15 protein-coding genes are annotated in these 14,093 nt (G+C 69.5%); all 15 read left to right on the forward strand.

What is annotated here, in order from left to right; translation table 11 throughout:
• The first annotated feature begins 75 nt into the window (after positions 1 to 75).
• The 15 genes from prmC to ACZ7LY_RS06845 all read left to right on the forward strand — a co-directional run bounded on the left by prmC (position 76) and on the right by ACZ7LY_RS06845 (position 13,787).
• Complete coding sequence (prmC, locus tag ACZ7LY_RS06775) at positions 76 to 915, forward strand: peptide chain release factor N(5)-glutamine methyltransferase (protein WP_471623513.1); 840 nt, start codon at positions 76 to 78, stop codon at positions 913 to 915.
• A gap of 56 nt (positions 916 to 971) precedes the next feature.
• Positions 972 to 1,619 (forward strand): L-threonylcarbamoyladenylate synthase, encoded by a 648-nt coding sequence (locus ACZ7LY_RS06780; protein ID WP_471623435.1) that lies wholly within the window; start codon positions 972 to 974, stop codon positions 1,617 to 1,619.
• Positions 1,616 to 2,287 carry an arsenate reductase/protein-tyrosine-phosphatase family protein gene (locus ACZ7LY_RS06785; RefSeq protein ID WP_471623436.1) on the forward strand — a complete coding sequence of 224 codons (672 nt, stop codon included), beginning with the start codon at positions 1,616 to 1,618 and terminating at the stop codon, positions 2,285 to 2,287. Before ACZ7LY_RS06780 ends, ACZ7LY_RS06785 begins: the two co-directional genes overlap by 4 nt.
• Positions 2,288 to 2,372: 85 nt before the next feature.
• Entirely contained in the window at positions 2,373 to 3,617 is a 1,245-nt protein-coding gene (locus ACZ7LY_RS06790) for a serine hydroxymethyltransferase (protein WP_471623437.1), read from the forward strand.
• A gap of 145 nt (positions 3,618 to 3,762) precedes the next feature.
• Positions 3,763 to 5,151, forward strand: coding sequence for an MraY family glycosyltransferase (locus ACZ7LY_RS06795; protein ID WP_471623438.1), 1,389 nt, complete (start codon positions 3,763 to 3,765; stop codon positions 5,149 to 5,151).
• Positions 5,152 to 5,411: 260 nt separating this feature from the next.
• Complete coding sequence (locus ACZ7LY_RS06800; RefSeq protein ID WP_471623439.1) at positions 5,412 to 5,849, forward strand: hypothetical protein; 438 nt, start codon at positions 5,412 to 5,414, stop codon at positions 5,847 to 5,849.
• 225 nt (positions 5,850 to 6,074) lie between these two features.
• Complete coding sequence (atpB, locus tag ACZ7LY_RS06805; RefSeq protein ID WP_471623440.1) at positions 6,075 to 6,896, forward strand: F0F1 ATP synthase subunit A; 822 nt, start codon at positions 6,075 to 6,077, stop codon at positions 6,894 to 6,896.
• A gap of 74 nt (positions 6,897 to 6,970) precedes the next feature.
• Positions 6,971 to 7,201: an ATP synthase F0 subunit C gene (atpE, locus tag ACZ7LY_RS06810; protein ID WP_030768902.1), complete on the forward strand. Its 231-nt coding sequence runs from the start codon at positions 6,971 to 6,973 to the stop codon at positions 7,199 to 7,201.
• A 42-nt stretch (positions 7,202 to 7,243) separates the two neighbouring features.
• Complete coding sequence (locus tag ACZ7LY_RS06815) at positions 7,244 to 7,789, forward strand: F0F1 ATP synthase subunit B (protein WP_471623441.1); 546 nt, start codon at positions 7,244 to 7,246, stop codon at positions 7,787 to 7,789.
• 2 nt (positions 7,790 to 7,791) lie between these two features.
• Positions 7,792 to 8,607 carry a F0F1 ATP synthase subunit delta gene (locus ACZ7LY_RS06820; protein ID WP_471623514.1) on the forward strand — a complete coding sequence of 272 codons (816 nt, stop codon included), beginning with the start codon at positions 7,792 to 7,794 and terminating at the stop codon, positions 8,605 to 8,607.
• A gap of 117 nt (positions 8,608 to 8,724) precedes the next feature.
• Positions 8,725 to 10,320, forward strand: coding sequence for a F0F1 ATP synthase subunit alpha (gene atpA, locus ACZ7LY_RS06825; RefSeq protein WP_471623442.1), 1,596 nt, complete (start codon positions 8,725 to 8,727; stop codon positions 10,318 to 10,320).
• A 21-nt stretch (positions 10,321 to 10,341) separates the two neighbouring features.
• Positions 10,342 to 11,259, forward strand: coding sequence for a F0F1 ATP synthase subunit gamma (locus ACZ7LY_RS06830; protein WP_471623443.1), 918 nt, complete (start codon positions 10,342 to 10,344; stop codon positions 11,257 to 11,259).
• Entirely contained in the window at positions 11,259 to 12,695 is a 1,437-nt protein-coding gene (atpD, locus tag ACZ7LY_RS06835; RefSeq protein WP_471623444.1) for a F0F1 ATP synthase subunit beta, read from the forward strand. Before ACZ7LY_RS06830 ends, atpD begins: the two co-directional genes overlap by 1 nt.
• A gap of 115 nt (positions 12,696 to 12,810) precedes the next feature.
• Positions 12,811 to 13,185, forward strand: coding sequence for a F0F1 ATP synthase subunit epsilon (locus ACZ7LY_RS06840; RefSeq protein WP_471623445.1), 375 nt, complete (start codon positions 12,811 to 12,813; stop codon positions 13,183 to 13,185).
• Between the two features lie 146 nt (positions 13,186 to 13,331).
• On the forward strand, positions 13,332 to 13,787 hold the full coding sequence (locus ACZ7LY_RS06845; protein WP_471623446.1) for a DUF2550 domain-containing protein: 456 nt from the start codon (positions 13,332 to 13,334) through the stop codon (positions 13,785 to 13,787).
• Positions 13,788 to 14,093 lie beyond the last annotated feature (306 nt).

The raw sequence follows: 14,093 nt of genomic DNA on the forward strand, positions 1-14,093 counted from the left end.
CGCCCGTAAGCCAGCTCAGCCCGGAGGACCAGCGTGCAGCAACATCTTGGGGGGCGGCCCCAGAACCCCCGCAGCGTGCTGCTCGCGGAAGTCGCCCAGGCCACCCAGCGCCTCGCCGACGCCGGCGTCCCCTCCCCGCGCAACGACGCCGAGGAACTGGCCGCCTGGGTGCACGGCGTCAAGCGCGGCGCCCTGCACACCGTCAAGGACGCCGACTTCGACGCCCGGTACTGGGAGGCCATCGCCCGCCGCGAGGCCCGCGAGCCGCTCCAGCACATCACCGGGCTCGCCTACTTCCGCTATCTGGAGCTCCAGGTCGGCCCCGGCGTCTTCGTACCGCGCCCGGAGACCGAGTCGGTCGTCGGCTGGGCCATAGACGCCGTACGGGCCATGGACGTCGTCGAACCGCTCATCGTCGACCTGTGCACCGGCTCCGGCGCCATCGCGCTCGCCCTCGCCCAGGAGGTCCCGCGCTCGCGCGTGCACGCCGTGGAGCTGTCCGAGGACGCCCTGAAGTGGACCCGTAAGAACGTCGAGGGGTCCAGGGTCGATCTGCGCCAGGGCGACGCCCTCACCGCCTTCCCCGACCTCGACGGGCAGGTCGACCTCGTCGTCTCCAACCCGCCCTACATCCCGCTCACCGAGTGGGAGTACGTGGCGCCCGAGGCCCGCGACTACGACCCCGGCATGGCCCTGTTCTCCGGCGAGGACGGCCTCGACCTGATCCGCGGCATCGAGCGCACCGCCCACCGGCTGCTGCGGCCCGGCGGCGTCGTCGTCATCGAGCACGCCGACACCCAGGGCGGCCAGGTCCCGTGGATCTTCACCGAGGAGCGGGGCTGGGCCGACGCCGCCGATCACCCCGACCTGAACAACCGGCCCCGGTTCGCCACCGCCCGCAAGGCGCTGCCGTGACCGGCCGCCGGCGTCACGTATACGAGTACGAGCAGTTCGAGCAGGAGGCCCGCTGAATGGCACGGCGTTACGACACCAACGACGCGACCGACCGCGCTACCGGTCTGCGTGAGGCCGCGTCCGCCGTCCGCCGCGGCGAACTGGTCGTGCTGCCCACCGACACGGTCTACGGCATCGGCGCGGACGCGTTCTCCGCCGAGGCCGTCGGTGACCTCCTGGAGGCCAAGGGCCGCGGCCGCGGCATGCCCACCCCGGTGCTCATCGGCTCGCCGAACACGCTGCACGGCCTCGTCACGGACTTCTCCGAGACGGCCTGGGAGCTGGTCGACGCGTTCTGGCCCGGCGCCCTGACCCTCGTCGCCCGGCACCAGCCCTCCCTCCAGTGGGACCTCGGGGAGAGCCGCGGCACGGTCGCCATCCGCATGCCGCTGCACCCGGTCGCCATCGAACTGCTCACCGAGGCCGGCCCGATGGCCGTCTCCTCCGCCAACCTCTCCGGGCACCCCGCCCCCGAGGACTGCGACGCCGCCCAGGACATGCTCGGCGACTCCGTCTCCGTCTACCTCGACGGCGGCCCCACCCCCGGCATCGTGCCCTCCTCGATCGTCGACGTCACCGGCAAGGTCCCCGTGCTGCTGCGCGCGGGCGCCCTGAGCGCCGACGAACTGCGCAAGGTGGTACCCGATCTCGAGGTGGCGAATTGACCGCCCCGCAGACGGGGCGTGGCATAGGCACCGGGTACGCGGAGCAGCCGGTGGTGCCCGGCGACTCCTTCCGCATCCTCCACGTCAGCACCGGCAACGTGTGCCGCTCGCCGATCACCGAGCGGCTGACCCGGCACGCCCTCGCCGTCCGCCTCGACGACCCGCTCGCCGGCGGCCTCGTCGTGGAGAGCGCGGGCACCTGGGGCCACGAGGGCGCCCCCATGGAGGCCAACGCCGAACAGGTGCTGGCCGACTTCGGCGCGGACGCCTCCGGCTTCACCGGCCGCGAACTGCTCGACGACCACGTCATCAGAGCCGACCTCGTCCTCACCGCGACCCGCGACCACCGCGCCCAGGTCATCTCCATGGGCCACAGCGCGGGTCTGCGCACGTTCACGCTGAAGGAGTTCACGCGGCTCGTACAGGCCATAGACCCCGCGACCCTGCCCGACCCCCGGGAGTACCCCGCGGGCGGCGTGGTGGAGCGCGCACGGGCCCTGGTGCGGGCCGCGGCGGCGCTGCGCGGGTGGCTGCTCGCGCCGAGCGTCGAGGCCGACGAGGTGTACGACCCGTACGGGGCCCCGCTGCCGTTCTTCCGTTCGGTGGGCGGCGAGATCCACGAGGCGCTCGACCCGGTCGTCACGGCGCTGACCGGCGTCGAGAAGTGACCCGCTCGCGCTGAGCCCGGGCGCCCCGCGCGTCCCCGGCCTACATTGGAAGCACCCCCTCCCTCCGCGAGGCCCGGAGCCGAAGATGCCGGTCACCACAGAACCCGCCGCGCTCGAAGCGCTGCGCCGCCAGGACCCCGAACTGGCGGAGCTCGTCCTCGCGGAGAGTGCCCGCCAGGCCGACACCCTCCAGCTCATCGCCGCCGAGAACTTCACCTCGCCCGCCGTCCTCGCGGCCCTCGGCTCCCCGCTGGCCAACAAGTACGCCGAGGGCTACCCCGGCGCCCGCCACCACGGCGGCTGCGAACTCGTCGACGTCGCCGAGCGCATCGCCGTCGACCGGGCCCGCGCCCTGTTCGGCGCCGAGCACGTGAATGTGCAGCCGCACAGTGGCTCCTCCGCCGTGCTCGCCGCGTACGCCGTCCTGCTGCGCCCCGGCGACACCGTGCTCGCCATGGGCCTGTCGGCGGGCGGCCACCTCACGCACGGCTCCCCGGCGAACTTCTCCGGCCGCTGGTTCCACTTCGTGCCCTACGGCGTGGACCCGGTGAGCGGCCTCGTCGACCTCGACGAGGTGCGCGCCCTGGCCCGCGAGCACCGGCCCAAGGCCATCGTCTGCGGCTCGATCTCCTACCCCCGCCACCTCGACTACGCGGGCTTCCGCGCCGTCGCCGACGAGGTGGGCGCCTACCTCGTCGCGGACGCCGCCCACCCCATCGGGCTCGTGGCCGGGGGAGCGGCGCCGAACCCGGTCCCGTACGCGGATCTCGTCTGCGCCACCACGCACAAGGTGCTGCGCGGGCCGCGCGGCGGGATGCTGCTGTGCGGGGCGGAGCTGGCGGACCGGGTGGACCGCGCGGTGTTCCCGTTCACGCAGGGCGGTGCGCAGATGCACACGATCGCCGCGAAGGCCGTCGCGTTCGGCGAGGCCGCGACCCCGGCGTACACCGCGTACGCCCATCAGGTCGTCGCCAACGCGCGCGTGCTCGCCGGCGCCCTCGCGGCCGAGGGCTTCGGCGTCACCACCGGCGGCACGGACACTCACCTCGTCACTGTGGACCCGGCACCGCTGGGCGTCCAGAGCCGAACGGCCCGCGCCCGTCTGGCCCTCGCCGGAATGGCGGTCGACACGTGCGCACTGCCGTACGGGGAGGCTCGCGGCCTGCGTCTGGGCACGGCCGCCGTCACCACCCAGGGCATGGGCGAGGCGGACATGGCGCGTGTCGCGGTGCTCCTGGCGGGTGTCGTACGCGGCGAGGCCGACCCCCGCCGGGTGCGCGAGGAGGTCCGTGAGCTGACCCGCGCGCACCCCCCGTACCCCGCCGGATAACGGGTAGGCGGGCCTCCGGGACACTCGCGGCCACCCCTGCGGAGGGTCACGGGCCGTCACTCGTGCAACCATCGTCGCTACCCGGAAGTCTTCAGTCCTAAGCACTCGAAGCTAGGGTGTGGGGCTGAGATGGCCAGCGATACCTGTGGGGAAGCCCGTGCGTGAATACCTGCTGACGCTCTGCATCACGGCCGCGGTGACCTATCTGCTCACAGGCCCGGTGCGGAAGTTCGCGATCGTGGCCGGCGCGATGCCGGAGATCCGGGCACGTGACGTGCACCGGGAACCCACGCCGCGGCTCGGCGGTATCGCCATGTTCTTCGGGCTCTGCGCCGGTCTGCTGGTCGCCGACCACCTGACCAACCTGGACAAGGTCTTCGACTCGTCGAACGAGCCGCGGGCGCTGCTGTCCGGGGCGGCGCTGATCTGGCTGATCGGCGTCCTGGACGACAAGTTCGAGATCGACGCGCTGATCAAGCTCGGCGGCCAGATGATCGCGGCCGGCGTCATGGTCATGCAGGGTCTGACGATCCTGTGGCTGCCGATCCCGGGCGTCGGGCAGGTCTCCCTGACCCAGTGGCAGGGCACGCTCCTGACGGTCGCCCTCGTCGTCATCACGATCAACGCGGTGAACTTCGTGGACGGCCTCGACGGGCTCGCGGCCGGCATGGTGTGCATCGCCGCCGCCGCGTTCTTCCTGTACGCCTACCGCATCTGGTACGGGTACGGGATCGAGGCCGCCGCCCCCGCCACCCTGTTCGCGGCGATCCTCATCGGCATGTGCCTCGGCTTCCTGCCGCACAACATGCACCCCGCGCGGATCTTCATGGGCGACTCGGGCTCGATGCTCATCGGCCTGGTCCTCGCGGCGGGCGCCATCTCGATCACCGGGCAGGTCGACCCGGACGCCCTCAAGCTCAATCTGGGCGGCAGCGGCCGCGACGCCACGCACGCGATGCTGCCCGTCTTCATCCCGCTGCTGATGCCGCTGACGATCATCGCCATCCCGTTCGCTGACCTCGTCCTCGCCATCGTGCGCCGCACGTGGAACGGGCAGTCGCCGTTCGCCGCCGACCGGGGCCATCTGCACCACCGGCTCCTGGAGATCGGGCACTCGCACTCGCGCGCGGTGCTGATCATGTACTTCTGGTCGGCGCTCATCGCCTTCGGCGCGGTCGCGTACTCGGTGCACTCGGCGTCGGGGACGTGGGTGATGCTTGTCATCGTCGCCCTGAGCTTCGTCGGGCTCGTGCTGCTCCTGCTGCCGCGATTCACACCCCACACGCCGAGTTGGGCCGAGCGCCTGGTGCCGCCGCGCTACCGGCACCGCAGGGGCGGGGGCGCGGACGCCGAAGCGGAAGCGGGCCCGGAAGCGGACGCGGGCGCAGAGGCGGACGCGGAGACGGGCGCCGAGGCGGGTGCGGAGGGCGCGGGGGAGTCCCCGGTCGCTGTCCCGGCCGGCGTCAACGGAGCGACCGCCATCGGCGCCCGATCGCGCTTCACTGATCGGCGTAAGGCCGGAACGTCGCGCTGACGCTCAGACTCAAACGGCTCCAATACCAGACAAGTTACCCCTGCGCGTGCACAGACGCGCAGGTTCGCTCTCACGTGTGACGGTTGGCACACCATCTAGGTAAAGACCGCATCAAATAGTTTGTGATACCGTTCACGAGTCCCGGGGATAGAGCCGAATGACCGTAGTGCGACGGTCCCTTGGCCCGCAGCTTCGTCTCGGTCCGGGTCTACGCTCGTCCATGACGACACCTGCCACCACCGAAAAGCGGAGTTGCCGCCATGCCGTCTTTCGACGCACGGAACCTTGCCCAGATCGCTGTGCCCACTGCTGCCGTCGGCGCCATCGCCGCCGTGATCAGCGCTGTGGTCGCGGGGGGCAAGGGCGCGCTCGGAGCGGTCGTCGGCACCCTGGTGGTCATCGTCCTCATGGGCCTCGGGCTCGTGGTCCTCGAGCGCACTGCGAAATCGCTTCCGCAGTTGTTCCAGATGATGGGACTCCTGCTGTACGCCGCGCAGTTGCTGCTCATGGTCGTCTTCGTCGCACTCTTCAAAGACACGACGCTTTTCCATCCGAAGGCGTTCGCTCTGACCCTCGTCGCCGCAACCTTGACGTGGATCGCCGCGCAGACGCGCGCCCACATGAAGGCCAAGATCCTCTACGTCGATCCGGACTCCCAGAAGGGCGACAAGCCCGAGAAGACGGGGTCCAAGTCGTGAAGCGTAGGGGCGGGATAAGTGCAGGTGCGCGACCCTGCTATCGTCCGGTGCCAACTGCGGCATCGCGGGCGCGGGCATCTGAGCTGACGCCTGCACGTACGCGAGGCTCGATGCCCAACTGCCGCCCCCACATCCGTAACACCAGTCCCGTGCCGAACTGCGGCCCTGCGCCGCGCCGACACAACGAGGTTGCCGTACCTATGCGCCACGCTGAAGGAGCCCGCGGTGAGTGCTGACCCGACGCAGGTGCTCGCCTTCGAGACCGACTGCCACATTTTCGACGGGTGTGGCTTCCCGGCTCCCGGCCTGCACTCGTTCCTGTTCGAGCCCCTGTGGGGCGACGCGAACAGCAACCTGTACTTCAACAAGCCGATGTTGCTGGCGCTGCTCGGCTCGATCATCATCGTGGGCTTCTTCTGGATGGCCTTCGGCAAGCCGAAGGTCGTCCCGGGCAAGCTCCAGATGGTGGCCGAAGCGGGCTACGACTTCATCCGGCGCGGTGTCGTCTACGAGACCATCGGCAAGCGCGAGGGCGAGAAGTACGTCCCGCTGGTCGTCTCGCTGTTCTTCTTCGTCTGGATGATGAACCTCTGGTCGATCATCCCGGTCGCGCAGTTCCCCGTGACGTCGATCATCGCCTACCCCGCGGTGCTCGCGGCGATCGTCTACGTCCTGTGGGTCGCGCTGACCTTCAAGCGCCACGGCTTCGTCGGCTTCTTCAAGAACGTCACCGGCTACGACAAGTCGCTCGGCCCGGTGCTGCCGCTCGCCATGGTGATCGAGTTCTTCTCGAACCTGATCGTGCGCCCCTTCACGCACGCGGTGCGACTGTTCGCGAACATGTTCGCGGGCCACACCCTGCTGCTCCTGTTCACGATCGCCAGCTGGTACCTGCTGAACGGCATCGGTATCGCCTACGCCGGCGTCAGCTTCGTCATGACGCTCGTCATGACGGCCTTCGAGCTCTTCATCCAGGCGCTTCAGGCGTACGTCTTCGTGCTTCTGACGTGCACCTACATCCAGGGCGCGCTCGCCGAGCACCACTGAGCGCCCCGCACCACGAACCCCTAGACGTCCGGTGGCCAACCCCCACCGGTTCGCACAGAAAAGGAATCACTGGCATGTCCCAGACCCTTGCCGCTGTTACCGGCTCGCTCGGCTCCATCGGCTACGGCCTTGCTGCCATCGGCCCCGGCGTCGGCGTCGGCATCATCTTCGGTAACGGCACGCAGGCCCTGGCCCGTCAGCCCGAGGCTGCCGGCCTGATCCGCGCCAACCAGATCCTCGGCTTCGCCTTCTGTGAGGCGCTCGCCCTCATCGGTCTGGTCATGCCGTTCGTCTACGGCCCGTGATCGACGGCTTCACGAACCGCTGACTAGACGAAAGGCACTGACATGAGCCCGCTGCTCACGGTTGCGGCCGAGGAGATGGAGAATCCCCTCGTCCCGCCGATCCCCGAGCTTGTCATCGGCCTGATCGCCTTCGTCATCGTCTTCGGCTTCCTCGCCAAGAAGCTCCTCCCGAACATCAACAAGGTTCTGGAAGAGCGCCGCGAGGCCATCGAAGGCGGGATCGAGAAGGCGGAGGCCGCCCAGACCGAGGCACAGAGCGTTCTTGAGCAGTACAAGGCTCAGCTCGCCGAGGCCCGTCACGAGGCCGCGCGCCTGCGCCAGGAGGCGCAGGAGCAGGGCGCCGCTCTCATCGCCGAGATGCGTGCGGAAGGCCAGCGGCAGCGTGAGGAGATCATCGCCGCGGGTCACGCCCAGATCGAGGCCGACCGCAAGGCCGCCGCTCAGGCGCTGCGTCAGGACGTGGGCCAGCTGGCCACCGACCTGGCCGGCAAGCTGGTCGGCGAGTCCCTCGAGGACCACGCCCGGCAGTCGCGCACGATCGACCGCTTCCTCGACGAGCTCGAGGAGAAGGCAGAGGCTGCTCGATGACCATCCACGGAGCGAGCCGCGAGGCCCTCGCCGCCGCACGCGGGCGTCTGGACGCGCTGACCGACTCGACGTCGGTCGACGCCAAGGCGCTCGCCGGCGACCTGGCCGCGGTCACCGCGCTGCTCGACCGCGAGGTCTCGCTGCGTCGGGTCCTGACCGACCCGGCGCAGTCCGGCGACGCCAAGGCCGAGCTGGCGAGCCGCCTGCTCGGCGGGCAGGTCGGCGGCGAAGCCGTCGACCTGGTGGCCGGTCTGGTCCGCTCCCGGTGGTCCGCCTCGCGTGATCTGGTCGACTCCCTGGAGGAGCTGACCGCCACCGCGGACCTCGCCGCGGCGCAGCAGTCCGGTGAACTCGACGACGTCGAGGACGAGCTGTTCCGGTTCGGCCGGATCGTCGGCTCCAACCCTCAGCTCCGTGCCGCCCTGACCGACAAGGGCGCCTCGGGCAAGGCCAAGGGCGAGCTGGTGAAGCAGCTTCTCGGCGGCCGGGCGCGGCCCACCACCGAGCGTCTCGTCGAGCGTCTTGTGACCGCTCCCCGGGGACGTAGCCTGGAAGGGGGCCTGGAGGCCCTCTCCAAGCTCGCCGCCGAGCGCCGCTCGCGCATGGTGGCGATCGTCACCACCGCGGTGCCGCTGAGCGACCCGCAGAAGCAGCGCCTGGGCTCGTCCCTGGCCAAGCTCTACGGCCGCGAGATGCACCTCAACCTGGACGTGGACCCCGAGGTCCTCGGCGGGATCAAGGTGCAGGTGGGCGACGAGATCATCAACGGCTCCATCGCGGACCGCATCGAGGACGCCAGCCGCCGCATGGCCGGCTGAGACACAGCTCAACACGTACGACTACGGCCCTAGTTGGGCCGTGCAGAGGATTCCTGGGGGCTGACCCCAGACCCCCCAAGAACACTTCGGGCCCAACAAGGAGAGCAGGGAACCCAGATGGCGGAGCTCACGATCCGGCCGGAGGAGATCCGGGACGCGCTGGAGAACTTTGTCCAGGCGTACAAGCCGGACGCGGCCTCGCGCGAGGAGGTCGGTACGGTCACCCTTGCCGGCGACGGCATCGCGAAGGTCGAGGGCCTCCCCTCGGCCATGGCCAACGAACTGCTGAAGTTCGAGGACGGCACCCTCGGCCTCGCGCTCAACCTGGAAGAGCGCGAGATCGGCGCCATCGTCCTCGGTGAGTTCAGCGGCATCGAGGAGGGTCAGCCGGTGCAGCGCACCGGTGAGGTCCTCTCCGTCGCGGTCGGCGAGGGCTACCTCGGCCGCGTCGTCGACCCGCTCGGCAACCCGATCGACGGCCTCGGCGAGATCGAGACGTCCGGCCGCCGCGCCCTTGAACTGCAGGCCCCCACGGTCATGCAGCGCAAGTCGGTGCACGAGCCGATGGAGACCGGCTACAAGGCCGTCGACGCGATGACGCCGATCGGCCGCGGTCAGCGTCAGCTCATCATCGGCGACCGCCAGACCGGCAAGACCGCCCTGGCCGTCGACACGATCATCAACCAGCGCGACAACTGGCGCACCGGCGACCCGTCGAAGCAGGTCCGCTGCATCTACGTCGCCATCGGTCAGAAGGGCTCCACCATCGCCTCCGTGCGCGGTGCCCTCGAAGAGGCCGGCGCGCTGGAGTACACGACCATCGTCGCCGCCCCGGCGTCCGACCCGGCCGGCTTCAAGTACCTGGCGCCGTACACCGGTTCGGCCATCGGCCAGCAGTGGATGTACGAGGGCAAGCACGTCCTCATCATCTTCGACGACCTCTCGAAGCAGGCCGACGCCTACCGCGCCGTGTCCCTGCTGCTCCGCCGTCCGCCGGGGCGCGAGGCCTACCCCGGTGACGTCTTCTACCTGCACTCCCGTCTGCTGGAGCGCTGCGCGAAGCTCTCCGACGAGATGGGCGCGGGCTCGATGACCGGTCTGCCGATCGTCGAGACGAAGGCCAACGACGTCTCGGCGTTCATCCCGACCAACGTCATCTCCATCACCGACGGCCAGTGCTTCCTGGAGTCGGACCTCTTCAACGCCGGTCAGCGCCCCGCGCTGAACGTCGGTATCTCCGTCTCCCGAGTCGGTGGTTCCGCGCAGCACAAGGCGATGAAGCAGGTCTCCGGCCGACTGCGCGTGGACCTCGCCCAGTTCCGTGAGCTGGAGGCGTTCGCCGCCTTCGGTTCCGACCTGGACGCCGCGTCGAAGTCGCAGCTCGAGCGCGGTCAGCGGATGGTCGAGCTGCTCAAGCAGGCTCAGTACCAGCCGATGTCGACCGAGGACCAGGTCGTCTCCGTGTGGGCCGGTACCACCGGCAAGATGGACGACGTCCCGGTCACCGACATCCGCCGCTTCGAGAAGGAGCTCCTCGAGTACCTGCACCGCAAGGAGCAGGGCCTGATGACCTCCATCAAGGAGGGCGGCAAGATGTCGGACGACACGCTGTCCGCCGTCGCCGACGCCATCGCGGAGTTCAAGAAGCAGTTCGAGACCTCGGACGGCAAGCTTCTCGGCGAGGACGCCACGGCCGTCAACGTCTCCAAGTGACGTAAGGAAGGGACCTGACTCATGGGAGCCCAGCTCCGGGTCTACAAGCGTCGCATCCGATCCGTCACCGCGACCAAGAAGATCACCAAGGCGATGGAGATGATCGCCGCCTCGCGCGTCGTCAAGGCGCAGCGCAAGGTGGCGGCCTCCACGCCGTACGCGACCGAGCTCACGCGCGCGGTCACGGCGGTGGGGACCGGGTCGAACACCAAGCACCCGCTGACGACCGAGGCGGAGACGGCGACCCGTTCCGCGGTTCTGCTGCTCACCAGCGACCGCGGTCTGGCCGGCGCCTTCAACTCGAACGCCATCAAGGCCGCGGAGCAGCTCACCGCGCGCCTGGAGGCCGAGGGCAAGCAGGTCGACACGTACATCGTCGGCCGTCGCGGTGTGGCCCACTACAACTTCCGCGAGCGCAAGGTCGTGGATCAGTGGACCGGCTTCACGGACGAGCCGACGTACGCGGACGCCAAGAAGGTCGCAGGCCCGCTCATCGAGGCCATCGAGAAGGACACGGCCGAGGGCGGCGTGGATGAACTCCACATCGTCTACACCGAGTTCGTCTCGATGATGACGCAGACGGCGGTCGACGGCCGCCTGCTGCCGCTCAGCCTCGAAGCGGTCGCGGAGGAGTCCTCGTCCAAGGACGAGCTGCTTCCGCTGTACGACTTCGAGCCGTCGGCGGAGGACGTCCTCGACGCCCTGCTGCCGCGGTACGTCGAAAGCCGTATCTACAACGCGATGCTCCAGTCGGCTGCCTCCAAGCACGCCGCCACGCGCCGCGCGATGAAGTCGGCCACCGACAACGCGGGCGAGCTGATCAACACGCTCTCCCGACTTGCCAACGCGGCCCGCCAGGCCGAAATCACCCAGGAAATCAGCGAGATCGTCGGTGGCGCGAGCGCCCTGGCCGACGCGACCGCGGGGAGTGACAAGTAATGACCACCACTGTTGAGACGGCCACGGCGGCGGGCCGCGTCGCGCGGGTCATCGGCCCGGTCGTCGACGTGGAGTTCCCCGTCGACGCGATGCCGGAGATCTACAACGCCCTGCACGTCGAGGTCGCCGACCCGGCGCAGGACGGCGCCAAGAAGATCCTGACGCTCGAGGTCGCGCAGCACCTCGGCGACGGTCTGATCCGCGCGATCTCGATGCAGCCCACCGACGGCCTGGTCCGCCAGGCCCCGGTGACCGACACCGGTGCCTCGATCACCGTTCCCGTCGGTGACTTCACCAAGGGCAAGGTGTTCAACACCCTCGGCGAGGTCCTGAACGTCGACGAGCAGTACACGGGCGAGCGCTGGGGCATCCACCGCAAGGCCCCGAACTTCGACGAGCTCGAGTCGAAGACCGAGATGTTCGAGACCGGCGTCAAGGTCATCGACCTTCTCACCCCGTACGTCAAGGGTGGAAAGATCGGTCTGTTCGGCGGTGCCGGCGTCGGCAAGACGGTGCTCATCCAGGAGATGATCTACCGCGTCGCCAACAACCACGACGGTGTCTCCGTGTTCGCCGGTGTCGGTGAGCGCACCCGTGAGGGCAACGACCTCATCGAGGAGATGTCCGAGTCGGGCGTCATCGACAAGACCGCGCTGGTCTTCGGTCAGATGGACGAGCCGCCGGGCACCCGTCTGCGCGTGGCCCTCGCGGGTCTGACCATGGCGGAGTACTTCCGCGATGTGCAGAAGCAGGACGTGCTGTTCTTCATCGACAACATCTTCCGCTTCACGCAGGCCGGTTCCGAGGTCTCGACCCTGCTCGGCCGTATGCCCTCCGCGGTGGGCTACCAGCCGAACCTGGCCGACGAGATGGGTCTCCTCCAGGAGCGCATCACCTCGACCCGCGGTCACTCGATCACCTCGATGCAGGCGATCTACGTCCCCGCGGACGACCTGACCGACCCGGCCCCGGCCACCACGTTCGCCCACCTCGACGCGACGACGGTGCTCTCCCGTCCGATCTCCGAGAAGGGCATCTACCCGGCCGTGGACCCGCTGGACTCCACGTCCCGCATCCTGGACCCGCGCTACATCGCCCGTGAGCACTACGACGCGGCGATGCGGGTGAAGAACATCCTGCAGAAGTACAAGGACCTCCAGGACATCATCGCGATCCTCGGTATCGACGAGCTCGGCGAGGAGGACAAGCTCGTCGTCCACCGTGCCCGTCGCGTGGAGCGCTTCCTGTCCCAGAACACCCACGTCGCCAAGCAGTTCACCGGCGTCGACGGGTCGGACGTCCCGCTGGACGAGTCGATCGCGGCCTTCAACGCGATCTGCGACGGCGAGTACGACCACTTCCCGGAGCAGGCGTTCTTCATGTGCGGTGGCCTCGAGGACCTCAAGGCCAACGCCAAGGAGCTCGGCGTCTCCTGAGCCCCGTAGCTCATGGGAGGGCCGGGGTGTGTCCCGGCCCTCCCGCAACGCCCACTAGACTTTGACCCAACACCCGGCAGCGAGCGTTGCCGGGTGGTGACCCGAGGAGCCCACCTTGGCTGCTGAGCTGCACGTCGAGCTCGTCGCCGCGGACCGCAGTGTCTGGTCCGGCGAGGCCACCCTGGTCGTCGCGCGCACCACGTCCGGCGACATCGGCGTCATGCCCGGTCACCAGCCGCTGCTCGGTGTGCTGGAGTCGGGCCCTGTGACGATCCGTACGAGCGACGGAGGGACGATCGTGGCCGCGGTCCACGGCGGCTTCATCTCCTTCGCCGACAACAAGCTGTCGCTGCTGGCCGAGATCGCCGAGCTTTCGGACGAGATCGACGTCCAGCGGGCGGAGCGGGCGCTGGAGCGCGCGAAGTCGGACGCGGACGCGTCCGCCGAGCGGCGCGCCGACGTCCGTCTGCGTGCGGTGGCGGCCCGCTGAATCCAGCGAGCCCTGTGACACACCTCAGCCGCGGCCCAGGCCGGAGATGATCTCCGGACCGGGTCGCGGCTGAGGCGATCTACAACTGTTTTTGCTTTTCTTTTGTCAGGCGTTTGATCGGTCGAGAAGCGAGGAGGTCGGTGCAGATGGTCCTCGTTCTCGTGCTGTGCGTAGTCGCGGTCGTCGTACTCGTACTGCTGGGGCTGTTCGTCTTCGGACTGCGGCGCCGGCTGATCCAGCGGTCGGGGGGCACGTTCGACTGCTCCCTGCGGTGGGACGCGCCCGCGCCGGATGCCGGGGACACCGCCGGCAAGGGGTGGGGCTACGGCATCGCCCGCTACAACGGGGACCGCATCGAGTGGTTCCGGGTGTTCTCGTACGCGCCCCGGCCGCGGCGCGTTCTGGAGCGGGCGGCGATCGAGGTCACCGGGCGGCGGGAGCCGCGGGGTGAGGAAGAACTGGCGTTGCTCTCCGATGCGATCGTGCTCGCGTGTACGCATCGGGGGGTCCGGCTCGAGCTGGCCATGAGCGAGGACGCGCTGACCGGGTTTCTGGCCTGGCTCGAGGCTGCGCCGCCTGGGCAGCGGGTCAATGTGGCCTGATCTCGCCGAACGCGGGGGGACTGCGTCGGGCGGGGGTCTTTGCGGGGGGTGCGCTTCTTTGGGTGCGGTCTTCGTCTGACGGTCGCGTCGTGGCTGGTCGCGCAGTTCCCCGCGCCCCTGGAAGCGGGGCTTCGCCCCAGCTTCCCCAGGGAAGCCGCACGCAGTGCAGGCTTCAGGGGCGCGGGGAACTGCGCGAGAAGCCCCACCGGCCGTCAGCCGACCGACAACCCAGAGAACGCCGGCGCGCCATGGAAGAAGCCGGGCTCCAGGGGGGCGTTCCCTGAAACCCGGCTTCGATCGAGGGGG

This window comes from Streptomyces sp. NPDC107550, assembly GCF_055639095.1.